Source organism: Bradyrhizobium sp. BRP23, from assembly GCF_020194135.1.
Classification (GTDB): Bacteria; Pseudomonadota; Alphaproteobacteria; order Rhizobiales; family Xanthobacteraceae; genus Bradyrhizobium; species Bradyrhizobium yuanmingense.
Window position 1 is genome coordinate 169884 of record NZ_JADYVW010000001.1, and the last position, 24500, is coordinate 194383.

Genomic DNA, 24500 nt, shown 5'->3' on the forward strand with positions numbered 1-24500 from the left:
GCTCAATCCACAAACGGTTCGACGATCGTGCGCTTGCCGAGCAGGAAGGCGTCGGCGACGAGACGGAGCGGCGTCAGATCGACGTCACTTGCGCCGGTTGCTGCGAGCGCGACGAAGCGTCGGTAGAGCCCGCGATATTCCTCATCGGGCCCTTCGGCAAGCACCTTGCCGTCGACGGCCATGCGCGCGCCACCGCTGGACAGCGTCAGCCGGCCTTGATCGGTTTCGACCAGGATATCCCAGCTCTGCGGCCCGGTCTGGCGGAAGTCGAACTCGGCGGTCACGGGCAGGCCGCTGATATCCGTCAGGTTCACGTTCGCCGCGATCGGCGCCTGGCAATTGGCTGGAAAGGCCAGCTCGGCCGCGGTGACAAACACGGGCTTCGGCAGAATCCTGGTCAGGATCGACAGCGCATTGATGCCCGGATCGAACACGCCGAGGCCGCCGGGCTCCCAGATCCAGCCCTGCCCGGGATGCCAGACACGCACGTCCTCCTTCCAGCTGATGTGAACGGATTTGATGTGCCGATCAGTGAGCCATTGCCGGGCCGGCTCCACCGCCGGCGCATGGCGCGAATGCCAGGTCGCAAACAATGTCCGCTTCGCACCCGCCGCCATCGCGATCAACGGATCAAGCTCGGCAACGCCGGTGCCCGGCGGCTTCTCCAGCATGACGTGCTTGCCGGCGGCGAGCGCCGCCGCGGCCTGGGCCCGCCGCACCTGCGGCGGCGTGCAGAGCGAGACCGCGTCGATCGGCGGCCCCTTCTGAAGCAATTCCTCGATGGTCGCAAAATGCGGCACCCCCTGCAGCGAGGCGTTGCGGCTCGCCACGGCGGCAAGCGTTGCGCCCGGTGTGGCGGCGATCGCCGCCACATGCTGGTCCCGCGCGATCTTGCCGAAGCCGACGATGGCGATGCGAAGGTCTGTCACGCTTGTTCTCCAGTGTCGGCCGACGGTGGCGGCTCGGCCGGGGCGGTCTCGATCGCCGTACTGTCATGGCGGCGCATGCCGTTGTGAATGACATAGACCATGGCCTCGGATGCGGCATGGGCATCGCCCGCGACGATGGCATCGACGATCTTCTGATGCCAGAGCAGCACGGTATCGCGATCCTCCGGCTCGACCGGAGCGCTGAGCAGGAAAGAGGCGCGCAGCGCTGCTTCAATGACATGCCCAATCGAGCGCATGAACAGATTGCCCGAGGCACGCGCCACGGCAACATGAAGCGCGAGATCTGCATCTGCAAATCCGACCGAGTCGGACGCTTCATGCCGCATCCGATCCATGCTGCGGCGCAGCTCGCTGATGTCTTGCTCGGATCGCTGTGTTGCCGCCAGCATCGCCGCGCGCGGCTCCACGGCGAAACGGATCTCGGCGAGGTCGTCAAGGAAGCGCTTGTCGATGCCGGCATCGAGGTGCCAGGCCAGCACGTCTGCGTCGAACATGTTCCAGGCAGCTCGCTCGCGCACGACGGTGCCGACCCGCGCCTTGGTGGTGAGCAGGCCCTTGGCGACCAGCGTCTTGACGCTCTCGCGCAGCACCGGCCGCGACACGCCGAACATTGCGATCATCTCGGCATCCCCCGGCAGGCGCGTGCCTTCCGCATAGCGGCCGGCGATGATGTCGACGCCGATCGAACGCGCCACCTCCGCATGGTTGGAATGGGCCCGCCGCGTCGGGATGACGACGATCCGCGAGGTCATGACGTCGCTCCCGCATGCTTCGCCGCCGGCCGGCGCGCAAGCGCGACCAGCCCCTGCACCAGGGCGATGAAGGCGAATAGAAGCACGCCCGAGGTGCGGGGGATCAGCAAGAGCTTTGGCGCGGTGCAGGAGGTCGACTTCATGCTGAGACAGACGTTTCGGCCGCGCGCCAGCCGGATTCCGATCCAATCTGCGAGAAGCCGATCGTGAGCTGGGCGCTGGCCGGCGTCGCGAGCAACAAGGCGGCCATGGCGCTGGCCGCACAGAGAGCTTTAGGGGGCATCAGGCGCGTCTCCCAAGATGTTTTATCCGGGGGCGCCGATTGGTAGCATGGCACCCACAGGCCGGCCTTCGCGCCAGCGGCGGGCACTATTTCACGGAAGTTGAGTTCCGACTAGTCATATTATTTGACTATTTGGAGCGAACGCAGCGAGGTGGGGCGAGCTGAGTTATGACACGTTCAGCGCGATTTTGCTCTCTTCATGCAACGGAGGGATGAAAAAATTAGGCGGCGCGATGGAGCCTCAGCTGTCAGCGGGGCGAAGGTGCGCCCCCGCTTGCGGGAGGCGAAGGGCAGCAGCGCTAGATCAGCTTCCGCTGCGCCAGGTTCTTCATTAGTGCGCCGATGCCGAACGTCCAGGGCTCGCACTCGTCGCTGGTGCGCATGCGGTTGACGAGCTTGCCGAGCTGAGGCGCTGCGATAGTGACAATGTCGTCGCGCTTGTGGGTGAATCCCTGCCCCGGCGCATCGCGATCCTTCACGGGTGCGAACATGGTGCCGAGGAACAGCACGAAGCCGTCAGGATATTGATGCACCTTGCCGATGGTCTGCGCGACGAGATCGGTCGGATCGCGGCTGATCTTGCTGATCGAGGAATGGCCGTCGAGAACGAAGCCGTCCGTCCCCATGACGTTCAGGCTGATGTCCAGCCTGCGCGCGTCGTCGAGCGTGAAGGTGTCGTCGAACAGGCGCAGCAGCGGGCCGATCGAGCAGGACGCGTTGTTGTCCTTGGCCTTCGACAACAGCAGCGCCGAGCGGCCCTCGAAGTCGCGCAGGTTCACGTCGTTGCCGAGCGCGCCGCCAACGATCTTGCCGCGGCTCGACACGAACAGCACGAGCTCGGGCTCGGGATTGTTCCAGGTCGATTTCGGATGCAGGCCGGCATCCATGCCGGTGCCGACCGACGACAAGGTGGGCGCCTTGGTGAAAACCTCGGCATCCGGACCGATGCCGACCTCAAGATATTGGCTCCAGGCATTCTGATCGATCAGCACTTGCTTCAGGTGCATCGCCTGATCCGAGCCCGGCTTGAGCTTTGACAGATCGTCGCCGATCAGGCGCGTCACTTCTTTCCGGATCGCTTCGGCCGAGGCCGGATTGCCCTTGGCGCGCTCTTCGATAACGCGTTCCAGCATCGAGATCGCGAACGTGACGCCGGCGGCCTTCAGCGTCTGGAGATCGACGGGCGCGAGCAGCCAGGGCTTTTGGGGATCGCGCCCGTCCGGCGGGGTGTTGGCGACGATCGCCTCGAGATCACTGATGCGCTCGCCCTTGGTGGCGGCAAGCGCCTTGGCGGGATCGTCCGTCTCGCAGAGCGCGCTGATGGTCGGAAAATTTGCTGTGACGTCATACACGCCGTCACCGCGCACGGCGACGATGGCCGGACCGTTGACCTGCGGCAGCCAGACGCGGCCAACCAGCGTTCCCTTCGTGCCGTCCTCGGGGAGAAGGTCCTTTACAGTCAATGTCGTCATGGCCGCGTCCTCGCTGTTCTAAGGAACGGCCGCATTCGCAGCGGCCGTTCCCGTTAGCGAAGACCAATAAACGTCTGGCGCTGGAAGTCCAGAGCGGCGGCGCGCCGTGCAACTATGCCCCTGCCCGCGCCTTTCGCGCTGCAATCTGGTGCAGTGCCCAGCGCGCATTCTTGCGGACATCAGGATCAGGATCGTCGGCGATCACGGCCAGGAATGCCTCGCCGTCAGGATGGCCGATCTCGCCGAGCGCGGCGGCGGCCTCTTTGCGCAAATTCGCCTGGTCGTGATTGACGCAATTGCCGATCGGCCGCACCGCGCGTTCGATCTTCATCTTGCCAAGGCTGCGGATCGCCTTCAGCCGCACCTGCCAGAACTCGTCCGCGAGGCAGCCGACGAGCTGATCAGCCGCGATTGCACCATTCACGTTGAGACCCAGCGTCTCCGCTGCCATCTCGCGGACCATCCAGTCGGCATCCTTCAGCGCGCGGGTGATGGTCTCCGCCGCCGGCTTCATCTGCGAAAAGGCCAATGCGCTCACGGCGGCGCGGCGCACATGGGCATCGGGATCGTTGATCAGCGCGGTCAGCGCCGGAATGGATTCCTCCAGCTTGAGAAAGCCGATCACGCCGATCGCCTGCACGCGCACGGCGGCGTCAGGGTCCTGGAGCGCTTCCAGCGCGGGCTTGAGTGTATCCCTGCGCCGCAGTTCCTTCAGCGCGCGCAGAGCGCCCATGCGGACGAAAGCGTGGGTATGCCTGACCAGCGGCAGAATCGCGTCGGCGCAGGCGGGATCCTTGAATTCAGCCATGCTGTCGGCCGCAGCCGCCGCGACGATCCTCTCGGGATCGACGAGCAGCTTCACCAGCGCGCTTGCTGCCTCCGGTCCGTCGAACTCGCCGAGCGCCATCGCGACCTGCTGGCGCACACCGGCATCGGGATCGGTGACCATTTTGGCGAGATGTGCGACCGCGGCGGGATCGCCGGAATGACCGAGTGCAATGATGGCGACGCGGCGTTCGGCGGGATCGGCCGCCTGCAGCCGCTCGTCGGCGTCCTCGAGATCGTCATAGGATTCGAACGGGCTCGACATGATCACCTCAACAGATAGGGAATGTTGACGGTGACGGCGCCGGTCGGACAATCCGCTTCGCAGGGCATGCAATACCAGCACTCGTCATAGGCCATGTAGGCCTTGTTGGTCATGTCGCTGATGCGCAGCACGTCGAGCGGGCAGACATCGACGCACACCGTGCAGCCCTTGTCCGCGATGCATTTGGCGTCGTCGACCACCACCGGAACCGATGTCTGATAGGACGCGAGAGGCATGTGATGTCTCCTGTTGGCTATGTTCTGGTGGATCAGGCCGAGGCGCGAATGCGCTGCTTGTCGTAGAGGTCCTTCTCGTCGTCCGCGATCGGCACGACATAGGGCTCGACTGCGCGCTTCTCGCTGGTCATCCTGCCGTCCTGCTTGGACAGCAGCGTGTGGCAGAACCAGTTCTCGTTGTCCTTCTCCGGGAAATCCGTCCGCCAGTGATAGAGACCCCAGCGGCTCTCTTCGCGGTAGAGCGAGGCGTGTGCGGCCATATCGGCACAGTCCATGATCGACTGCACTTCGAGCGCGCGCAGCAATTCGTGCGCGTTGCGCGCGATCATGCGCTCCTGCATATCCTCACGCGCTTCGGCGAGCCGCCGCATGCCGAGCTCATATTTGCGCGTGACCTTCGGCGGCTGGAGGTAGTCGTTGACCAGACGGCGGGTCTTGTACTCGATCTGGTTCGGCGGAATGCCGTCCTCGCGCTTGGTCGGCGCCATCACGCGCTCGCGTTCCATGGCGACGTCGGCCGCGTCGAATTCCGCGAAATCATGGTTGTCGGCGAACTCCATCGCGTCGATGCCTGCGACCGAGCCGTTGGTGAAGGCGCCGAGCATGTAATTGTGCGGGACGCTCGCCATGTCGCCGGCGGCGTAGAGGCCGGGTACGGTGGTGCGGGCATTGTCGTCGACGAACACGCCTGACGCGCTGTGGCCGGAGCAGAAGCCGATCTCGGAGATATGCATCTCGATGGACTCACTGCGGTAGTCGACCCCGCGCCCCTGCTGGAACAGGCCGCGCGTCGGACGCTCGACCTTGTGCAGCGTGGATTCGATCTCGGAAATGGTGTCGGGGTGGAGATGCTTGAGCTGGAGGAACACCGGACCCTTGCCGGAGAGGAGCTCGTTGTAGAACTCCAGCATCATCTGGCCGGACCAGTAGTCGCATTCGATGAAGCGCGAGCCTTCGTTGTTTGCCGTATATGCGCCGAACGGGCCGGCGACATAGGCGCAAGCCGGGCCGTTATAGTCCTTGATCAGCGGGTTGATCTGGAAGCATTCGAGGTTCGCAAGCGCGGCGCCGGCGTGATACGCCATGGCGTAGCCGTCGCCGGTATTGGCGGCGTTCTCATAGGTGCCGAACATGTAGCCGGAGGTCGGCAGACCTAGCCGGCCGGCGGCGCCCATGCACAGGATCACGGCCTTGGCCTTGATCACGAGCATCTCGGCGGTGCGCGTATTGACGCTGATGGCACCGGCGATGCGACCGTCGGAGGACTTGAGCAGACGCGTCGCCATGTAGCGGTTGGAGATCAGGATGCGGGCGCGGCGGAGCTGGCGGTAGAGCGCCTTCTTCACGGTCTCGCCGTTCGGCATTGGCAGCACATAAGTGCCGATGTGGTGCACCTTCTTGACGGCGTAGTCGCCGTTCTCGTTCTTCAGGAAGCGAATGCCGAAGCTGTCCAGTTCCTCGATGATCTTGTAGCAGTTCTGGGCGTATTTGTAGACCGCCTTCTGATCGACGATGCCGTCATTGGCGATGGTGATTTCCTTGGTGTACTGCTCCGGCGTCGCGTAACCGGGGATGACGGCGTTGTTGAGCCCATCCATACCCATCGAGATCGCGCCGGAGCGCTTGACGTTCGCCTTCTCGAGCAGGACGACATTGGCCTTCGGGTTCTTCAGCTTCGCCTTCAGTGCCGCCATCGGGCCGGCTGTGCCGCCGCCGATCACCAGCACATCGCAGGAAACTTCCGAAAGTCCGTCGACGATCTGATCTAGTGCCATCGCTTGCTCCTGGTTCGCCGATCCCGGCGCCTTTGCGTCAGATTTGTTCAGGGGGCGTCGCCGCGATAGCAATTAGTTGTCGCTGGGACGCGATTTGTAGCTCAGCGCTCGACGAAGGCTTTTTCGATGACGAAATGGCCGGGCTGGCTATGGTTGCCCTCGACAAAGCCGCGCGCCGCGAACATCGCGGGGAGTTCCTCGAGCATCGCCGGGCTGCCGCACAGCATGATGCGGTCAGTTTCGATGTCGAGGCTCGCTTGTCCGATATCCTCGAAGAGCTGGTTCGAGGCGATCAGGTCGGTGATGCGGCCGCGATTCCGGAACGGCTCGCGGGTGACGGTCGGGTAGTAGACGAGCTTGTCGCGGATCAAGGGGCCGAAGAATTCGTGATTGCGCAGGTCCTCGACGAGGTGCTCGCCATAGGCGAGTTCCGAGACCTGGCGGCAGCCATGGGCGAGCACGATGGTCTCGTAATTCTCATAGACGTCGGGGTCCTTGATCAGGCTGGCGAAGGGCGCCAGGCCCGTTCCGGTTGAAAGCAGCAGCAGGCGTTTTCCCGGAATGAGGTTGCCGGTGATCAGCGTGCCCGTCGCCTTGCGCCCGACCAGGATGATGTCACCTTCCCTGATCTTCTGAAGGCGCGAGGTCAGCGGGCCGTCCTGCACCTTGATCGAGAAGAATTCGAGCGCCTCCTCGTGATTGGCGCTGGCCATGCTGTAGGCCCGCATCAACGGCTTGCCCTCGACCTCCAGACCAATCATTGCGAACTGGCCGTTCTGGAAGCGGAAGCCGGGATCGCGCGTCGCGGTGAAGCTGAACAGGGACTCGGTCCAGTGCCTGACCGACAGAACCGTTTCCTTCTGAAATGCACTCATCGTCTCTCCTTGGTCATCGATGACGCGCAAGGTTTCGGAGAGAGGAGAGTCCGGCAATTCGGAAGTGAAGTTCCCGGTCGATTAGTTTCACATTTCGCGTGGGTTGCTCGAAGAGCAGGCTCGCGATCCCACCCGCACCGGCAATTAGTTGCTATTCGTGCGTTCCCGCCTCGACGTAGAACGAAGTCAGAGGTTCGTCATGACAATGACATTGGTGGCACCGACCGTGGCCGACTACGAAGCCAGCGCCGATCTCGCTTCGCTCCTGGTCCGCACCGCGCAGGACGACGCGCTCAGCGTTTCTGCCGAAACACTCCGCCTCTCCTGCAAATGCGCCCATTGCACCCGCGCCCGCTTCGACGGCCGCTTCCCCAAAGCGTTTCCGGGGATTGCGATTACCGACATCGGCGATCTCGGCTATGGGCTGAACATTTCGTTTTCGGATGGGCACAACCGGGGGATTTATCCGAAGCCGTATCTGCTGAACTTGGCGGGGCGGTGACCCGGTATTCGGTGTCATTTCCCCGCGCGAGGCGTCTGCCCCCATCTGGCACGGACATTGCTCCTCTTTAGAACGATTTGAAACGTTCGGGAGGCAGGCGATGTTGCAGGCAGCGAATGCGGTTCGCGGGGCTGTTCCCCCAGCAGTCAGGCCTGCCAGCAGTTCCTCGCTGCTGCTCACCGAGAACCAGCAATGGATCGGCGGTCCACCCCCGTTGATGGACAAGCTCTCACCGCGCGAGCGGGAGTTGGTGCTGAAGCAGGGCCGCCGCAAGGTGCTCAATCGCGGCCAAACGCTGTTCAGCCAGGGCGGCAAGCATGACGGCATCTGGCTGATCGAGAGCGGCCGCATCCGTGTCTTCTACACCTCGCCACTCGGACGCGAGATCACGCTGGCCTATTGGCACGTTGGCAATTTCGTCGGCGGTCCCGAAGTGTTCGAAGGCACCGTGCATCAATGGTCCGGCGTTGCCTCCAGTAATTGCAGCGTCGTGCACCTGCCCGGAAAGGAACTGCGGTCCCTTGCCGCAGAGATCCCGAACCTCGCGATTGGCCTGATCGAAGGCCTGACGTTCAAAGGCAAATGCTATTCGGCGCTGGCCCAGATGCTTGGGACGCGCTCGATCACGCAGCGTCTCGCCCATCTCTTGCTGCATCTCGTCGAGCTTTACGGCGTCGCGGATGCCGACGGCACCGTGATCGCTGCGGCCTTCACCCACGCCGACATCGCCCACATGGTCGGCGCCACCAGACAATGGGTCACGATCAGCCTGAAGCGGATGCAGGAGAAGGGAATCGTGCTGACCAAACGGTCGCAGATCGTGGTCTGCCGGACCGACATTCTGGAGGAGATGCGCGGCCAGGCGGCGGATTGAAGGGGCCCGCGACCATGGCCGGTGCACAGGCAAGCGGCTTTATAGTGCAGGACTGCCCAAGGAGTATGCAATCAGCTTTTCCCGGCAACTAATCGACTGCGGCGGCCACTCCGGATTTGCCCTGCCTGCGCCCTCCCCCAATCATGGCACCCACAGCACATCCAACCGAATGAGGATGAGAATGGCCCGCCATCTTCCCACGCTCTCGATCGCGATGTCAGTGACGTCGCTGGCGCTGCTCGTCGCGCAGCCGGCTTCTGCGGAAACCGTCAAGCTCGGCATCGGAACGCAGGATACCACGTCCAACACGGTCACCGCAGGCGTCGTCATCCGCCAATTGCAACTGCTTGAGAAGTACCTGCCGAAGGACGGCAAATACGCCAACATGAAGTTTGAGCTCGAATGGCAGAACTTCACCTCCGGTCCGCCCGTCACCAACGCGATGATGGCGAACAAGCTGCAGATCGGGATGATGGGCGACTATCCGCTCATCGTGAACGGATTCACCTTTGAGAGCAATCCGGAGAGCAAGAGCCGCCTCGTCGGCATCGCCGCCTACAGCCTGTCCGGCTCGGGCAACGGCCTCGTCGTTCACAAGGACTCACCCTATTACGACCTTGCCGATCTCAAGGGTAAGCTCGTCAGCGTGCCTTTCGGTTCCGCCGCGCACGGCATGGTGCTGAAAGCGATGCAGGATCGCGGCTATGCGTCCGATTTCTTCCAGCTCGTCAGCCAGAGCCCGGAGGTCGGCTCGACCAATCTGCAGGAGAAGAAGATCGACGGGCACGCCGATTTCGTCCCCTTCGCCGAGCTGTTGCCGTTCCGCGGCTTCGCGCGGAAGATCTTCGACGGCGTCGAAACGAACTTGCCGACCTTCCACGGCATCGTGGTTCGCACCGACTTCGCCGAAAAATATCCCGAGGTCGTCGTCGCCTATTTCAAGGCGCTAATCGCCGCCAATCAGTGGCTGCGTGCGGATCCCAAGCTGGCCGCCGAGAAGATCCAGGAATGGACCGGCATCAACAAGGAGGTCGTCTACATCTTCTTAGGGCCCAGCGGCAATATGACGACCGATCCGACGATCAAGCCAGCGCTGATCGATGCGGCCACGACCGACGTCAAGGTGCTACAGAATCTCGGCCGCATGAAGGAGTTCGATCCGAAGAAATGGGTCGACGACAAATACATCCGCAAGGCCTATGCCGAAATGAAGCTCGACTACGACGCCCAGCTCGCGAGCACCAACAACTATGAGATCTCGGGCGAGGACAGCTTCTGCAAGAAGCCCATCACCGATCCGCGCAAGGCGGGCGAAGTTTGGGTCGACGGTGCCGGCATCATGCCCTTCTCGTCCGCCAGCTGCACGCTCGGCGCCTATGCCGACTACAAGGCCAAGGGCAAGAAGATCAACGTCGCCTACGTCTTCGACACCACGCGCGGCATCAAGCTGTTCGCCGATCAGGCCTTCTTCGCCGTCGGCAATAGCGAGGTCGCCCCGTTCCTGCTGAAGAAGGACGCCGAAGCCTACGCTGCCAAGATCAGCGGCAAGGTGCTCGGCTTCGATGAAGCGATGAAGGCCGCCGTCGGCGGAGGCAAGACGTGAGCAGCCCCGCCCTCGTCAGACAGCCCGAGGACAGCATGCCGGCAACAGCACTTGCTGAGGCGGGCTCCGCGCCCGCCGCCATCATCCGGCCTTCGACGCCGCCTTCCTTCGCCACACTGGGGTTGCGCTGGTACCGGCTCAATCGGGCAGGTCTGCGCGCGGCGGCAATCGGCGTGATTTCGCTGCTCGCCTTTCTGCTGGTCTGGCATCTGCTCACGACCTATCGGGTCGTGTTCTTCGTGCGCTTCACCAACGTGCCCTCGCCGCTCGCGGTCTATGACAGCTTCATAAAGGCGATTCACGATCCCAAATTCCTGATGCACATCCTGCTCAGTTGCCGGCGCATCTTCATCGGATTCTCGCTCGCGGCGATCGTCGGCGTGCCGCTCGGCCTGATCATGGGGCGCTTCAAGCTGGTGCATGAGGTGATTTTCCCGGTCGCCGAAGTGCTGCGGCCGATCCCGGCAATCGCCTGGGTGCCGATGGCGATCATGCTGTGGCCGACCAACGAGCAGAGCATCGTCTACATCACCTTCCTCGGTTCGTTCTTCCCGATTCTCGTCAACACCCTGCACGGCATGTCGCTGGTCGACCCCGTGCTGGTACGCGCCGCACAATGTCTCGGCGCGCGCGAACGCTCGATCTTTCGGGAGGTCTATTTCCCAGCCTCGCTGCCGCACATCTTCACCGGCCTCACCGTCGGCATGGGCGTCGCCTGGGTCTCGCTGATCGCCGCAGAGATGATCTCGGGCCAATACGGCATCGGTTACTTCACCTGGGAAGCTTATTCGCTGGTCCAATATGCCGACATCGCGCTCGGCATGATCGCAATCGGGGTGCTCGGCCTCGGGTCGAGCCTGCTGATCAGGGGCGCGGGGCAATTGGTGATGCCGTGGAGATCGACATGAGCGAGCTGCTAGCGAACAGCCCAAAAGGCCACATCGAAGTCAAGAACTTCTCCCTCGCCTACGAGACCATCGAGGGCGCGGTGCAGGCTGTCACCGACACGCAGATCCATGTGCGGCCCGGCGAGTTCGTGTCGATCGTCGGCCCGTCCGGCTGCGGAAAGTCGACGCTGCTCAATGCCGTCGCAGGCTTCCTCAAGCCGACGACCGGTGTAGTTACCGTCGACGGCGAGCGGGTAAACGGTCCGAGCGCCGAACGCGGCATGGTGTTTCAGCAATATTCTCTTTTTCCGTGGAAGACCGTGCGCGAGAACGTCGAGTTCGGCCTGAAGATGCGCGGCATGCCGCGCTCGCAGCGCGAACGCGCCGCGCGCACGCTGTTGGGGCTTGCGGGACTCGAAGCGTTCGAAAAGCATTATCCGGAAAAGCTCTCCGGCGGCATGAAGCAGCGCGTCGGCATCGTCCGCGCGCTCGCGACGGGACCGAAAGTGCTGTTGCTGGACGAGCCCTTTGGCGCGCTCGACGCGCAGACGCGCGTCATCATGCAGCAGATCCTCACCAATATGTGGCAGCGGCTGAAGATCTCGGTGCTGTTTGTCACCCACGACATTGACGAAGCCATCTTCCTTTCCGACCGCGTCTATTGCATGACCGCGCGGCCGGGCTCGATCAAGGCGGAGATCCCGATCCCGCTGGAGCGGCCGCGGCAGCAATCGATGATGATGTCGTCGGAATTCTTGGCGCTCCGCCGCGGGCTGATGTCGCTGATCCGCGAAGAGAGCCTGAAGGCGATGGGCGGCGAGATCAACGACTTGGGCATGCAGGGGCTCAACATCGAGCTGCACGGCCACTCGCTCGCGGACGTGATTTAGCTTACCGCTCGCAGCAATGACGGTCTCGTAGGGTGGGCAAAGCGAAAGCGTGCCCACCATTCTCCGTATCTCGTAGAACTGGTGGGCACGGCGCGAAGGGCGCTCCTTTGCCCACCCTACTGCAGCTTTGCCCCGATCACTTGAACCAATGCACCAGCGCGATGCTGATCCCCAGCAGCAGGATCAGCGACAGCGTCACGGCGGCCGTCACCCGGCCGCCGACATTGGCGAGCACCCGCACGTCGACGCCAAGGCCGAGGGCGGCCATCGAGACCACCGTGAGAAAGCTCGTGATCGTCGTCACGGGGCCAACCACCGTCGCCGGCACGATCTCCAGCGAGCGCAGGGTCGCAAGCGCAAGGAAGCCGAGGATGAACCAGGGGACCAGGCGGAAGAAGCCGACGCTGGTTTTCTTGGCATCGCTCTGCCAGCGCGAAGCGACCAGCGACAGGCCGACGACGACCGGGCCGAGCATCAGGACACGCATCAGCTTCACCAGCGTGCCGATCTGGGTTGAGACGAGACCTGCCGGCACCGTCGCGGCGAGCACCTGCGGCACTGCGTAAACGGTGAGCCCGGCGAGAATGCCGTACTGCGTTGCGGACAATTGCAGCAGCGGGATCAGCAGCGGCAGGCCCAGCACCATCATCACGCCAAGGATCGCCGTAAAGGAGATCGAGGATGCAATCTCGTCGTTGCTGGCGCCGATGATGGGCGCCACTGCGGCGATGGCGGAATTGCCGCAGATCGAGTTGCCGCAGGCGATCAGGATCGACAGGCGCGTCGACAGGCCGAGTAGCCGGCTGAGGCCGAAGGAGACGCAGAGCGCGACCACGACGACCGCGGCGATGGAGGCGAGCAGCGCAATGCCGGAAGCCGCGATCGCGGCAAAGCTGATGGAGGCCCCGAGCAGCATCACCGCGACTTCCAGCAGTTGCTTGGCGCTGAAGGCGATGCCGGCCTGCCACCGCGGGGCCGGCTTCCAGAAGCTGCGCACCGCCATGCCGAGCAGGATCGCCATGACCAGCGCCTCGACATAGGGGTGCTCGAACATGCCCAGTTCGGCCCGCTCGAGCAGGGCCGACACACCGGCCACGAGAACGCAGAGGAGGATGCCCGGAATCAGCGCCGCAATACGGCCCGCGGCGGTGACCGGCTTGGAATCGGCCGGGCTGGATGCTTGATTCTGCGACACAAATCTCTCCCGAAGGAGAAAGATTTATACGCACCACGACCCGATTGGGAAATATGTTTTCGACATATCAGGGCCGAGAGAAGTTCTGTCCTCGGACCGGAATAAACGGCCTCAGAAGATCAGGTTCTTGGCCAGCGAGGCGACGCGGCTGAAACCGTCATAGATGCCGGGCTCGAAGAAGGCTGCACGGGCCAGCACGATGCCCGCGACCAGCGACCAGAACAGGGTGGTGCCGGCCCGCAGCAGGAGCTTCGAGGCGCGCGACTTCGGCTGTGTGTCCGTTGCGGACACCAGTTGCTCGCCGAAGGGCTCAAATCCAGTGCGTTCCATGGCTGCCGATCCACCAATTTCTGGCGGAAATGTCGTCGTTTCGGCTGCAAACAGCAATGGAAGCGATTGGCGTTTTTGCGCTCGGAAGGGGAAACTCCTTCCTCCTGACAGGACCGCGGCAATAGTTTTCTTCTTTCCGCCTATTTGGACACCGCCGCTCCGGTCACAACGCCTTCACCGCGTCGGGATTCCCCGAGGGCTCGGGAGCACGGCGGCAGCGCCATCTTCCAGTCGGTTGATGGCGCCGCACCGACGATGGCCCATCTCGCTACGCCGCCAGTCCGCTCTCTACTGGCGCAAACTCCAGCCCCAGACTCTCCGCCACCGCCTTGTTCGTCACCCGGCCGCGATGCACGTTGAGCCCGTTGCGCAGATGCGGATTCTCCAAGATGGCCGCAAATCCCTTGTTGGCGAGCATCAGGCCGAACGGCAGCGTGGCGTTGTTCAGGGCTTGGCTCGAGGTCACCGGCACGGCTCCCGGCATGTTGGCGACGCAATAGTGAACGACGCCGTCGACCTCGTAGGTCGGCTCCGCGTGCGTGGTCGGGTGCGAGGTCTCAAAGCAACCGCCCTGGTCGATCGCGACGTCGACCAGCACGGCTCCCGGCCGCATCGATTTCAGCATCGCACGGGTGACGAGCTTCGGCGCGCTGGCGCCGGGCACCAGCACTGCACCGATCACGACGTCGGCGGCGAACACCTCGTCCTCGACCGCCTCGATGGTGGAGAAACGGGTGCGTACGCGTCCAACAAACAGATCGTCTAGTTCGCGCAGGCGCGGGATCGAGCGGTCGATCACGGTGGCTTCGGCACCTAAGCCGGCGGCCATGCGTGCCGCCTGCGTTCCGACCACGCCGCCGCCGAGCACGACGACGCGTGCCGGCTGCACGCCGGGCACGCCGCCGAGCAGCAGGCCGCGGCCGCCGCTGGAACGCTTGAGCGCGGCGCCGGCGGCCTCGATGGCGAGGCGGCCGGCGACTTCGCTCATCGGGGCGAGCAGCGGGAGGTGACCGCTCGCGTCCGTGACGGTTTCATAGGCGATTGCGGTGCAGCCGGAAGCAAGCAGGCCCTTGGCCTGGTCGGGATCCGGCGCAAGATGAAGGTAAGTAAAAAGGATCTGGCCTTCGCGAAGCTGAGCCCATTCGCTCTTCTGCGGCTCCTTCACCTTCACGATCATGTCGGACTTTGCAAAGATCTCGCGAGCGGTCTCGGCAATGGACGCCCCTGCCCGCCGGTACACCTCGTCGGACGCACCAATGCCGCTGCCGGCGCCGCTCTCGACCGTCACCTGGTGCCCGGCGGCAACGTATTCGCGGACCGCACCTGGGGTGAGCCCGACCCGATATTCCTGCACCTTGATCTCCTTCGGGACTCCGACGCGCATCTTGATCTCCCTCGCCAATGCTTTGATTCCATTGTTGATCGTAGCGAGAGGGTCGGTTTGGTTTCGTGCAAATATCCGCTACCTTGGCAGCGCCCGCGCCGGTTTCCGGCGCGAAATGGTCCTTTGACGCTGGAAACGAAACCTTGGCCCTCGACCGGAAAGATCTCGCCATCCTCGCGGAACTCACGACCAATGCGCGAGCCAGCCACACCGAGCTTGCCAACAAGATCGGCTTGTCGAGCACGGCGCTGGCGCGGCGGCAGAAGGCGCTGGAGGATGACGGCTACATCCAGGCCTACCAGGCCGCGCTCGACCTGGCCCAGTTCGGCCTCACCACCACGGTGCTGGTCCGCATCGCGCTGGAGAGCCAGAGCGACGAGGCACTGAAGGCGTTCGAGGCAGAGGTGACGAAATGCCCCTCTGTCGTGCGCTGCTTCCTGATGTCGGGGACGGACGACTACATCCTGATCGTGCTCGCCCGCGACATCCAGGATTTCGAGCGCATCCATCGCACCGAGCTGTCCCGCCTGCCCCGCGTCGCGCGGGTGCAATCGAGCTTCGCGCTGCGCGAGATCGTCAACCGCGCGGTGCCGACCGTGGTGTTCGGCGAGACGAAGCGCTGATCTCGTAAATCCAATCGGGAGAACCGATTGGGAACCAAGCAACTCGTCATCCGTTGGGCGCTATCGGCCAGCGGCGGCAACGCAGTCTCGCGTCATTTGCACAATTTGCCCGGCTCGGCCTTTCCGCAGGGAAATACACCATGGCCGACCTTACGATCCCCGAACGCATTCCGATCAACCTCGTCGTCAATGGCGAAAGCCGCGCGCTCGAGGTCATGCCATGGACCACGCTTCTGGATGCGCTACGTGACCGTCTGCAACTGACCGGCACCAAAAAAGGCTGCGATCACGGCCAATGCGGTGCCTGTACCGTGCTGATCGACGGAAGACGGGTCAATTCCTGCCTGACCCTGGCCGTCATGAAGGATGGCGCCGAGATCACGACCATCGAAGGCTTGGCCAGGGACGGCGCGCTGCATCCTCTGCAACAGGCCTTCATCGACCACGATGCCTTTCAGTGCGGTTATTGCACGCCGGGGCAGATTTGCTCTGCCGCGGGCCTGTTGGCCGAAGGCCGTGCGCGCGATGCGGATGAGATCCGGGAGCTGATGAGCGGAAACCTCTGTCGCTGCGGTGCCTACCTCAACATCGTGGCTGCGATCGAGCAGGCAATGAGCCGGTCATGAACAACTTCCAATATTCCCGCGCAACCGATGTTGCCGACGCCATCCGCCTGCTCGCCGCCGATCCCGGTGCGAAGTTGATCGCCGGCGGCACCAACCTGATCGATCTGATGAAGGAGAACGTCGAACGGCCCTCCCGGCTGATCGACATCTCCCGCCTGCCGCTCCGCGACGTCGAGGAGACGGCGGACGGCGGTCTGCGCATCGGCGCCTTGGTGCCGAATTCGGACCTCGCCTACCACCCGTTGATCGAGCAGCGCTATCCCCTCCTTGCCAGCGCCATCCTGGCCGGCGCCTCCGCGCAACTGCGCAACATGGCCTCGGTCGGCGGCAATCTGATGCAACGTACGCGCTGCCCCTACTTCTATGACACCACGACACCCTGCAACAAGCGAAGCCCCGGCACGGGCTGCTCGGCCCTCGATGGCCTCAACCGCAACCATGCCATCCTCGGCACCAGCAACTCCTGCATCGCGACCAATCCATCCGACATGAGCGTGGCGCTGGCCGCGCTCGGCGCGCTCGTGCATATCGCACGCCCCTCGGGGCAGCGCACCATCGCGCTGACGGATTTCCATCGGCTTCCCGAGGACAAGCCTCATCTCGATACCAATCTCGGCAGCTGCGAGATCATTATCGCCATCGAGCTGCCGCCGCACGGCTTTGCCCGGAACTACAGCTATCTGAAGATCCGCGACCGGCTGTCCTACGCCTTTGCTCTGGTCTCGGTCGCGGCCGCGGTCGACCTGGAGGGCAACGCGATCAGCGAAGCGCGCCTTGCGCTCGGTGGCGTGGCCCACAAGCCCTGGCGAAGCCTCGAGGCCGAAGCCGCATTGCGCGGTCAGGCGGCAACACCGGATCATTTCGGGCGCGCCGCCGACCTGCTGCTGCAGGGAGCGACGGCACGCTCCCACAACGGGTTCAAGATCGACCTGGCGCGCCGAGCCGTCGTGCGTGCGCTGATGCAGGCCGCAAGCGCCACGCCGCAATCACAAGCTCACAAGAAGATCGCATGAGGACCCGATGAACGCCTATGTCGGAACACCAACGTCGCGCGTCGACGGCCGCGCCAAGGTCACCGGGGCCGCCAAATATGCCGGCGAATTCGCAGCAGACGGTCTCCTTCACGGCTTCGTGGTCGAGGCCAGCATCGCGCGCGGGCGCATCGCTCGTCTCGACACCAGCGAGGCGCTGAAGGTGAAGGGCGTGGTCGACGTGCTCACGCATGAACATCGGCCGCCCCTCGCCGACAAGGACGAAGCCTGGAAGGATGAGGTGGCGCCGGAGAAGGGCTCGCCGTTCCGGCCGCTCTATGATGAGAGGGTCAAGTTCAACGGCCAGCCGATCGCACTGGTCGTCGCGGAGGACTGGGAGATCGCCAAGTTCGCCGCAACCCGCGTTCGCGTCGAATATGAGCAGGAGGCGTTTTCGACCGATCTTGAATCCGAACGCGGCAAGGCCGAGAAAGTGGATCAACCGCACAAGCCGCGTGGTGATGCCGCAGCAGCCCTGACGCGCGCGGCCGTGCGCCACGAGGCGGATTACGTCATTCCGACCGAGCACCACAACCCCATGGAGCTCTTCGCGACGACAGCCGTCTGGAACGGCAGTGGCGGGCTCACGGTCTACGACAAGACGCAGGGCGTCCAGAACGTCCAGAAGTTTCTCTGCAGTGTTTTCGGCAAGGAACCGGACGACATCCGCGTGATCTCGCCCTATGTCGGCGGCGCCTTCGGCTCGGGCCTGCGGCCGCAGCACCAGGTGGTGCTGGCAACCCTTGCCGCGCTCGCACTGAAGCGGTCCGTCCGGGTCGTGCTGACGAGGCAACAGATGTATGGCCTGGGCTATCGTCCCATGACCATCGAGCGCGTTGCGCTCGGTGCAAAGCCGGACGGCACCCTCGATGCGATCACCCACGAAGCCATCGCCGTGACCTCACGCTATGAGGATTTTTCGCGCAACGATACGGGCTGGGCCGAGCAGCTTTACAAGAGTCCCAACAGCAACTTTTCCCATAAGCTGGTCGACCTCGACGTTTCGACGCCCTCCGACATGCGCGCGCCGGGTGCGGCAACGGGCGTGTGCGCACTCGAATGCGCCATGGACGAATTGGCCGTCGCGCTGAAGCTCGATCCGGTCGAGCTGCGCCTGAGGTGCTACTCGGATCGCGACCAGAGCCAAGGCCTGCCTTACACCAGCAAGCAGTTGCGCGAGTGCTACGCCCGCGGCGCCGAAGCGTTCGGCTGGAGCCGGCGTAATCCGGCGCCGCGTTCCATGCGAGACGGCAAGGAACTCGTCGGCTGGGGCATGGCGACTGGGGTGTGGGAAGCGCTGCAGATGCCGGTCGCCGTCCGCATCGTGCTGACGGCCAACGGCCATGCCGAGGTCTCCTGCGCCGCGTCCGATATCGGCACCGGCACGTACACCATCGTGGCGCAGGTCGCGGCCGATGCCCTCGGGCTGCCGATCGAGAATATCAGCGTCCGGCTCGCCGATTCGACCTTGCCGCAAGCCCCCGTCGAGGGCGGCTCCTGGATGGCGGCATCAAGCGCGCATGCGGTCTTGGGAGCGGCCGAAGAAATTCGCTGGGAACTCGCACGTCTTGCCAAGGCCATGCCGGGCTCACCGCTCGCTGACCTCGACGCCGCCAACGTCACCCTGACTGACGGCATGATCGCCAGCAGCGACGGTCGCGGGGCCGCTGTCTCGATTGCGGATGTCATGCGCCACAGCAAGCTCGAGCGGATCGAAAAGGAGAAGCTCAACCAATTCGCGGAGGATAAATCGCATGCCCGCAACACACATTCGGCGGTCTTCGCGGAGGTGAAGATCGACGAGGAGCTGGGAATTATCCGCGTCACCCGGATCGTGAATGCGGTCGCGGCCGGGCGCATCCTGAACACCAAGACCGGCCGCAGCCAGATCATGGGCGGGGTGGTCTGGGGTATTGGAATGGCGCTGCACGAGGAAACGGTGATGGATCACCGCTTCGGCCGCATCATGAACGCGAACATTGCCGAATACCACATTCCCGTGAACGCCGACGTCCACGACATTGACGTCATTTTCGTCGACGAGCCCGACGAGCGCATCAACCGGTTGGGAATCAAGGGGCTCGGCGAGATCGGCATCGTCGGCGTCCCGGCCGCAATTGCGAACGCCGTCTATCATGCCACCGGCAAGCGCATCCGGCGCTTCCCGATCACACTGGACAAGCTGCTGGAGTGAAGCGTCAGGCTAACCTTGCCGCAGCACTCGGGCATGTCATCCAGATGTCATCGAATGTGCAGAGAGCTGTATCTTCCTGCACATTCGGGACCTGCCATGGACTATTTCAAGCGCTTCAACTTCCTGTTCGCCGCCCCTGTGTTCGATGCCGACGATCTCGAAGGCGTCCGCTTCAACCAGATCATCGAGGAGATCCAGCGCTCCGGCTTCGAGGTGGTCCGGGCCCGCAAGCTGGAGGATGCCGAGATGGCGGTGCAGACCGATGCCGCGATCGGCTGCATGGTGGTGGACTGGGGCAAGAAGGGCCTGGAAGGCAAGACCTCGGCGCTGATCAATCTGATGCGCCGCCGCGGCCTCGACTTCCCGATCATCCTCCTGATCCGCCGCAAGCGGTTCGAGGATTTGCCGGTCGAGGTGCTCGATTTCATCGACGGCTATGTCTTCCTGTCCGAGGAGACGCCAACCTTCATCGCAAAGAACCTGATCAGCCGGCTGAAGCAATATGCCGAGACGCTGAAGACGCCGTTCTTCGGCGCGCTGGTCGACTATGCCGAGGAAGGCAACCAGCTCTGGACCTGCCCGGGCCACAATGGCGGCGTGTTCTACAACCGCAGCCCGATCGGGCGCGTGTTCGTCGAGCATCTCGGCGAGTCCGTGTTCCGCGACGACCTCGACAATTCCGTGCTCGACCTCGGCGACCTCCTCACCCATGAGGGCCCGGCGCTGAGGGCGCAGAAAGAAGCGGCGGCGATCTTTGGGGCGGAAAAGACCTATTTCGTGCTCAACGGCACCTCGACCTCGAACAAGGTCGCGCTGGGCGCCCTCGTCACCGACGGCGATCTCGTGCTGTTCGACCGCAACAACCACAAGGCCGCCCATCACGGCGCGCTGATGATCAATGGCGGCATCCCGGTCTATGTGCCGACCGTTCGCAACGCCTGGGGACTGATCGGCCCGATGCGCTGGGACCGGCTCGAAGAGAAGAGCTTGCGCGAGGCGATCCGCAACCATCCCCTGGTGAACGATCGCGACGCTTGGCGCAAGGAGCGGCCGTTCCGTGTCGCCGTGGTCGAGCAGTGCACATATGACGGCTCGATCCACAGCGCCGAGATGATCATCAAGCGTATCGGCCATCTCTGCGACTACATCCTGTTCGACGAGGCTTGGGCCGGCTTCATGAAATTCCACCCCCTTTATGCCGGCCGCTTCGCCATGGGGCTGGTAAATCTCTCGCCCGACGCCCCCGGCATCATCGCGACGCAGTCGACGCACAAGCAGCTGGCAAGCTTCTCGCAGGCCTCGCAGATCCACATCAAGGACCGCCATATCCGCGGCCAGAAGCGTCGCGTCGAGCACCGCCGCTTCAACGAGAGCTTCATGCAGCACGCCTCGACCTCGCCGTTCTACCCGCTGTTCGCCTCGCTCGACGTCGGCGCACAGATGATGAAGGGCCGCTCCGGCGAAGTGCTGTGGGACGACACGATCCGGCTCGGCATCGAGCTGCGCAAGAAGATCCGCGCGATGCGCCAGGAGTTCGAGGAGAAGGAGCAGAACCCGGATCGCCGCTGGTTCTTCGAGCCCTTCGTTCCCGATCGCGTCGCCATTGCCGATGTCAGCCGTCCCGGCGCGGCGCATAACGTCGCCTGGGAGACTCTCTCGACCGACGAGCTCGCCACCAACCCCGCGCTGTGGCAGCTCTCCCCGGATACCAACTGGCACGGCTTTCCCGATCTCGCGGAAGGCTTTGCCATGACCGATCCGAACAAGCTGACGCTGCTCACGCCCGGGTTCGATCGTGCGACGGGAGCTTATGCCGAGCACGGCATTCCCGCGCCGGTCGTCGCGCAATATCTGCGCGAGAACCGCATCGTCCCCGAGAAGAACGACCTCAATTCCCTGCTCTTCCTGCTCACGCCCGGCGTCGAGGCGAGCAAGGCGGGCACGCTGATCTCCGGCCTCGTCGCGTTCAAGCGACTGCACGACGACAATGCGCTGCTCGCCGACGTCATCCCCGAATTCTATCAGAGGCGGCAGGCGCGCTACGCCGGTGCACGGCTGCGTGACCTCTGCGGCGAGATGCACCGTTTCTTCCGCACCGCCGATGTCAGCGCGCTCCAGGCGCGGCAGTTCATGCCCGAGCATATGCCCGAGATAGCGATGTCGCCCCGCGATGCCGCGCGCTATCTGTTCAAGAACGACGTCGACTACCTCCCGATCGAGGCGATCGCGGGCCGAATCGCGACCACGCCGTTCGTGGTCTACCCGCCCGGCATCGCCACCATCGTGCCCGGCGAGCGGCTGACGGAACGAGCCAAGCCCATGATCGATTATCTCAAGATGTTCGAGACCTGCTTCAACACATTTCCGGGCTTCGACGTCGAGATCCAGGGCGTCTACAAGGAGGTCGATGCGAATGGGCGCATCGGGCTCTACACTTATGTCGTGACCGAGTAGGTGCCGATGAACGAAGCAGCTGCGCGCGCGAGCGATGAACCCGTCCTGGTTCGGCCATCACGCGAAAGCGACATCGAGGCGATGCTGGCGATCTACCGCCATCACGTCCGCAGCGGCGTGCCGCGCGATGTCGAAGGAACCGGTGCGCCGGAGCCGGACGATCTGCGCGACCGGCGCAAGAACCTGAAGCAGACCCGCCTGCCGCATCTGGTTGCGACCTGGCGCGGCGAGGTCGTCGGCTATGCCTATGCCGTGCTGTTCCGCAAAAGGCCGGCCTATCGCTACACCGCCAAGCACTCGATCTACGTCCATCACGCCCATCTCGGCCGCGGGGTCGGACGGCTGTTGCTGCAGGAATTGATCGACGCCTGCGCTGCGGCCGGCTTCCGCCAGATGATCGGCTATATCGATGCCGATAACGCGCCCTCGCTGAAGCTGCACGAGCGGTTCGGCTTCGCGCGCGCCGGCCTGCTCAGCGGCGTTGCCTACCGCCACGGCCGCTGGTCCGACACCGTCATGGTGCAACGCTCGCTCGGCGCGGGGACGACGACGCCCCCGCCCGTCACGGCACCCGGGCGCTAGTCGCTACGACGGGAAGTCGGCGGGTCTGACATGGATGCGGTCGGCATGCAGTGACCAGTGATGCAACGCCTGGTCCTTGCAGAACCTCGCTTTCGCCCGTTCCCTGGCCTCGTCCTCGTCGGCGGCGTCGATCTCGAGCGTGCCCTGGCAGACCTCGCATTGCCGGCCGTATTCGCCGAGCACGTCCTTCATGAACCTGACGACATAAGTTGACATGGGACCTCCCTGCCTGCCCGCCGGCACTCTAGTCCCATTTAGGCCGGACGGGGAAAGGAGATTTTGACGCGGATCAAGGCTTGTCCAGTCCCGGCGGAAGATTCGTTGCGGAACCTGCCGCGCGGGTTTATGGGCAAATGCCGGTCGCCAATGAGGAACTTGCCTTGCACTTTGTCTCCGATACCGAAGTCACGAAGGCTCTGACCTTTCCGATCCTGATTGCGGCCCTCGAAGAAGCGCATCGCCGGCCGAAGATGGAGGTGCTGGACGCGTTCCTTGGAGACGAGAGGGGGCAATACGTCATCCGCAGCGCCGTCGATTCCGGCCGATACATGGCCAGCAAGATGTTCACCAGCTTTCCGGCCAATCTGGCCGAAGGCAGGATGCCGGCGGTGCAGGCCGTGTGCGTGCTGTTCGACGGCACCAACGGCCGGCCGCTGGCGGCGATGGACGGGACCGAGATCACGCATTGGCGCACCGCAGCCGACTCCGCGTTGGCCACGAAACTGCTCGCCCCGCCCAATCCCGAGACGCTGCTCTGCGTCGGGGCCGGCGAGATGTCCGAATGGCTGATCCGGGGTCATCGCACCGTGCGGCCGTCACTGGAGCGCGTGCTGATCTGGAATCGCAGCCCGGATCGGGGCATGGATCTCGCTCAGCGCTTGGCGAAGGCCGGCATCAAGGCGGAAGCAATCACGGATCTCGACGCCGCGACGCGCGAGGCCGATGTCATTACCACCTGCACCCGCGCGCATCAGCCGCTGATCAAGGGCCGCAATCTGCGGCCGGGCACGCATCTGGACCTCGTCGGCGGCTACACACCGCAAACCCGGGAGGCTGATGACGAGGCGGCCAAGCGCTCCCGCGTCTTCGTGGACCGGCGGGAATCCGCCTTCCACGGCGTCGGCGACATCCTGCAGCCGATCGCGAGCGGCGCGATCAGCGAGGCGGACGTCCTCGGCGACCTCTACGACCTCGTCGGCGGCCTTGTGCAGGGGCGAACGTCACCGTCCGACATCACGTTCTTCAAGAACGCGGGCGGCGGCCATCTCGACCTCATGACCTGCGAGGCCGTGTTCCAGCAGCTCGGCGCAAAGCTGGGGTAGTGGCCCAGGCTGGCGAGACACGGCCGACGTCGGCCCTCACGCCTTGATGTCGAGGAGCGTGTCTTGCGTCTCGGCGTAGGCCTGAATGACCTTCGCATTGGCAACAAAGCTGTATTTTGCGGTCACCAGCTGAGCGAATTCGCTAGCAAGATCGACATTCGGCGCTGCCACCAGGCCGTCCTGGTTTGCGAAGGGAGCGCTCGGGTCGGATTGCGCGGTATAGCTCGGCGATACCGTCGATACGGTCGCAACCGTACCGCCCGGCGTCGAACCGCTCGACTGGGAGACCTGATCGACCCGCAAGGGCACGTAGGCTGCAGGAAACGTTGGAGCAATGCCCGCACCGGCCGATGCGCTCGACCCGCCTGACGCGGGTAGTGGGCCGGTCGTGCTGATGTTGGCGATATTGCTCGCCGCCACGTTCACGCGCAAACTCGCCGCAGAAAGTCCGGATGTCGCAATCGAAAGTATGCTCATGCTCCCTGATCTACAGGAGAGGTCATACGCGTTCATTCACGCCATCAGTAAAGTCCACCGCGCTCCGTTTTCATCCTGATAACCAAGGATCGG

25 protein-coding genes and 1 pseudogene are annotated in these 24500 nt (G+C 63.9%); 12 read left to right on the forward strand and 14 right to left on the reverse strand.

Annotation, left to right across the window (positions count from 1 at the left end; all coding sequences use genetic code 11):
• Positions 1-2: 2 nt before the first annotated feature.
• From I6F24_RS00805 to I6F24_RS00845, 9 genes and pseudogenes are all read right to left on the reverse strand, one after another.
• Positions 3-929: a Gfo/Idh/MocA family oxidoreductase gene (locus I6F24_RS00805; protein WP_225149814.1), complete on the reverse strand. Its 927-nt coding sequence runs from the start codon at positions 927-929 to the stop codon at positions 3-5.
• The gene (locus I6F24_RS00810) at positions 926-1702 is read right to left on the reverse strand and encodes a FadR/GntR family transcriptional regulator (RefSeq protein ID WP_225149815.1); all 777 of its coding nucleotides are present in this window, start codon (positions 1700-1702) and stop codon (positions 926-928) included. The genes I6F24_RS00805 and I6F24_RS00810 overlap by 4 nt, the downstream gene beginning before the upstream one ends.
• The gene (locus I6F24_RS00815; protein WP_225150127.1) at positions 1699-1845 is read right to left on the reverse strand and encodes a hypothetical protein; all 147 of its coding nucleotides are present in this window, start codon (positions 1843-1845) and stop codon (positions 1699-1701) included. Before I6F24_RS00815 ends, I6F24_RS00810 begins: the two co-directional genes overlap by 4 nt.
• Before the next feature lie 2 nt (positions 1846-1847).
• Positions 1848-1985: pseudogene (locus I6F24_RS00820) on the reverse strand (sugar ABC transporter substrate-binding protein); the annotation flags it as partial.
• Between the two features lie 299 nt (positions 1986-2284).
• Positions 2285-3457: a fumarylacetoacetate hydrolase family protein gene (locus I6F24_RS00825; protein ID WP_225149816.1), complete on the reverse strand. Its 1173-nt coding sequence runs from the start codon at positions 3455-3457 to the stop codon at positions 2285-2287.
• Between the two features lie 112 nt (positions 3458-3569).
• On the reverse strand, positions 3570-4547 hold the full coding sequence (locus I6F24_RS00830) for a HEAT repeat domain-containing protein (protein WP_036023369.1): 978 nt from the start codon (positions 4545-4547) through the stop codon (positions 3570-3572).
• 2 nt (positions 4548-4549) lie between these two features.
• Positions 4550-4783, reverse strand: a complete 234-nt coding sequence (locus I6F24_RS00835) for a ferredoxin family protein (RefSeq protein ID WP_007593252.1) — start codon at positions 4781-4783, stop codon at positions 4550-4552.
• Positions 4784-4815: 32 nt separating this feature from the next.
• Positions 4816-6558 (reverse strand): fumarate reductase/succinate dehydrogenase flavoprotein subunit, encoded by a 1743-nt coding sequence (locus I6F24_RS00840; RefSeq protein ID WP_225149817.1) that lies wholly within the window; start codon positions 6556-6558, stop codon positions 4816-4818.
• A gap of 101 nt (positions 6559-6659) precedes the next feature.
• Positions 6660-7433 carry a ferredoxin--NADP reductase gene (locus tag I6F24_RS00845; protein ID WP_225149818.1) on the reverse strand — a complete coding sequence of 258 codons (774 nt, stop codon included), beginning with the start codon at positions 7431-7433 and terminating at the stop codon, positions 6660-6662.
• A gap of 205 nt (positions 7434-7638) precedes the next feature.
• On the opposite strand from I6F24_RS00845, the gene I6F24_RS00850 reads away from it, so the two are divergent.
• From I6F24_RS00850 to I6F24_RS00870, 5 genes are all read left to right on the forward strand, one after another.
• On the forward strand, positions 7639-7935 hold the full coding sequence (locus I6F24_RS00850) for a gamma-butyrobetaine hydroxylase-like domain-containing protein (RefSeq protein ID WP_036005572.1): 297 nt from the start codon (positions 7639-7641) through the stop codon (positions 7933-7935).
• A gap of 100 nt (positions 7936-8035) precedes the next feature.
• A complete protein-coding gene (locus tag I6F24_RS00855) occupies positions 8036-8809 on the forward strand; it encodes a Crp/Fnr family transcriptional regulator (protein WP_057030048.1) in 774 nt (257 codons plus the stop codon).
• 181 nt (positions 8810-8990) lie between these two features.
• A complete protein-coding gene (locus I6F24_RS00860; RefSeq protein WP_225149819.1) occupies positions 8991-10412 on the forward strand; it encodes an ABC transporter substrate-binding protein in 1422 nt (473 codons plus the stop codon).
• Between the two features lie 35 nt (positions 10413-10447).
• A complete protein-coding gene (locus I6F24_RS00865; protein WP_050995895.1) occupies positions 10448-11320 on the forward strand; it encodes an ABC transporter permease in 873 nt (290 codons plus the stop codon).
• Positions 11317-12189: an ABC transporter ATP-binding protein gene (locus tag I6F24_RS00870; protein WP_225149820.1), complete on the forward strand. Its 873-nt coding sequence runs from the start codon at positions 11317-11319 to the stop codon at positions 12187-12189. The genes I6F24_RS00865 and I6F24_RS00870 overlap by 4 nt, the downstream gene beginning before the upstream one ends.
• A gap of 136 nt (positions 12190-12325) precedes the next feature.
• Here the strand turns inward: I6F24_RS00870 and I6F24_RS00875 are convergent, their stop codons facing one another.
• The 3 genes from I6F24_RS00875 to ald all read right to left on the reverse strand — a co-directional run bounded on the left by I6F24_RS00875 (position 12326) and on the right by ald (position 15098).
• Positions 12326-13384 carry a putative sulfate exporter family transporter gene (locus tag I6F24_RS00875; protein ID WP_225149821.1) on the reverse strand — a complete coding sequence of 353 codons (1059 nt, stop codon included), beginning with the start codon at positions 13382-13384 and terminating at the stop codon, positions 12326-12328.
• A gap of 111 nt (positions 13385-13495) precedes the next feature.
• Positions 13496-13714, reverse strand: a complete 219-nt coding sequence (locus I6F24_RS00880) for a hypothetical protein (RefSeq protein WP_027546306.1) — start codon at positions 13712-13714, stop codon at positions 13496-13498.
• Between the two features lie 268 nt (positions 13715-13982).
• Complete coding sequence (ald, locus tag I6F24_RS00885) at positions 13983-15098, reverse strand: alanine dehydrogenase (protein ID WP_225128852.1); 1116 nt, start codon at positions 15096-15098, stop codon at positions 13983-13985.
• Positions 15099-15241: 143 nt separating this feature from the next.
• Here ald and I6F24_RS00890 point away from each other — a divergent pair, with 143 nt between their 5' ends.
• From I6F24_RS00890 to I6F24_RS00915, 6 genes are all read left to right on the forward strand, one after another.
• Positions 15242-15721 (forward strand): Lrp/AsnC family transcriptional regulator, encoded by a 480-nt coding sequence (locus I6F24_RS00890; RefSeq protein ID WP_025035213.1) that lies wholly within the window; start codon positions 15242-15244, stop codon positions 15719-15721.
• Positions 15722-15861: 140 nt separating this feature from the next.
• A complete protein-coding gene (locus I6F24_RS00895; protein ID WP_225128850.1) occupies positions 15862-16347 on the forward strand; it encodes a (2Fe-2S)-binding protein in 486 nt (161 codons plus the stop codon).
• Entirely contained in the window at positions 16344-17360 is a 1017-nt protein-coding gene (locus tag I6F24_RS00900) for a xanthine dehydrogenase family protein subunit M (protein ID WP_225128849.1), read from the forward strand. The genes I6F24_RS00895 and I6F24_RS00900 overlap by 4 nt, the downstream gene beginning before the upstream one ends.
• Before the next feature lie 7 nt (positions 17361-17367).
• The gene (locus tag I6F24_RS00905; protein ID WP_225149822.1) at positions 17368-19572 is read left to right on the forward strand and encodes a xanthine dehydrogenase family protein molybdopterin-binding subunit; all 2205 of its coding nucleotides are present in this window, start codon (positions 17368-17370) and stop codon (positions 19570-19572) included.
• Between the two features lie 96 nt (positions 19573-19668).
• Complete coding sequence (locus I6F24_RS00910; protein ID WP_036023350.1) at positions 19669-22026, forward strand: Orn/Lys/Arg decarboxylase N-terminal domain-containing protein; 2358 nt, start codon at positions 19669-19671, stop codon at positions 22024-22026.
• A gap of 6 nt (positions 22027-22032) precedes the next feature.
• Positions 22033-22608, forward strand: coding sequence for a GNAT family N-acetyltransferase (locus tag I6F24_RS00915; RefSeq protein WP_225143995.1), 576 nt, complete (start codon positions 22033-22035; stop codon positions 22606-22608).
• Positions 22609-22611: 3 nt separating this feature from the next.
• Here I6F24_RS00915 and I6F24_RS00920 read toward each other — a convergent pair whose 3' ends face one another.
• On the reverse strand, positions 22612-22824 hold the full coding sequence (locus I6F24_RS00920) for a hypothetical protein (protein WP_036005605.1): 213 nt from the start codon (positions 22822-22824) through the stop codon (positions 22612-22614).
• Between the two features lie 164 nt (positions 22825-22988).
• Here I6F24_RS00920 and I6F24_RS00925 point away from each other — a divergent pair, with 164 nt between their 5' ends.
• A complete protein-coding gene (locus I6F24_RS00925) occupies positions 22989-23930 on the forward strand; it encodes a dehydrogenase (RefSeq protein WP_225149823.1) in 942 nt (313 codons plus the stop codon).
• A 36-nt stretch (positions 23931-23966) separates the two neighbouring features.
• Here I6F24_RS00925 and I6F24_RS00930 read toward each other — a convergent pair whose 3' ends face one another.
• Positions 23967-24407, reverse strand: a complete 441-nt coding sequence (locus I6F24_RS00930; RefSeq protein ID WP_036005608.1) for a flagellar basal body protein — start codon at positions 24405-24407, stop codon at positions 23967-23969.
• Between the last annotated feature and the right edge of the window lie 93 nt (positions 24408-24500).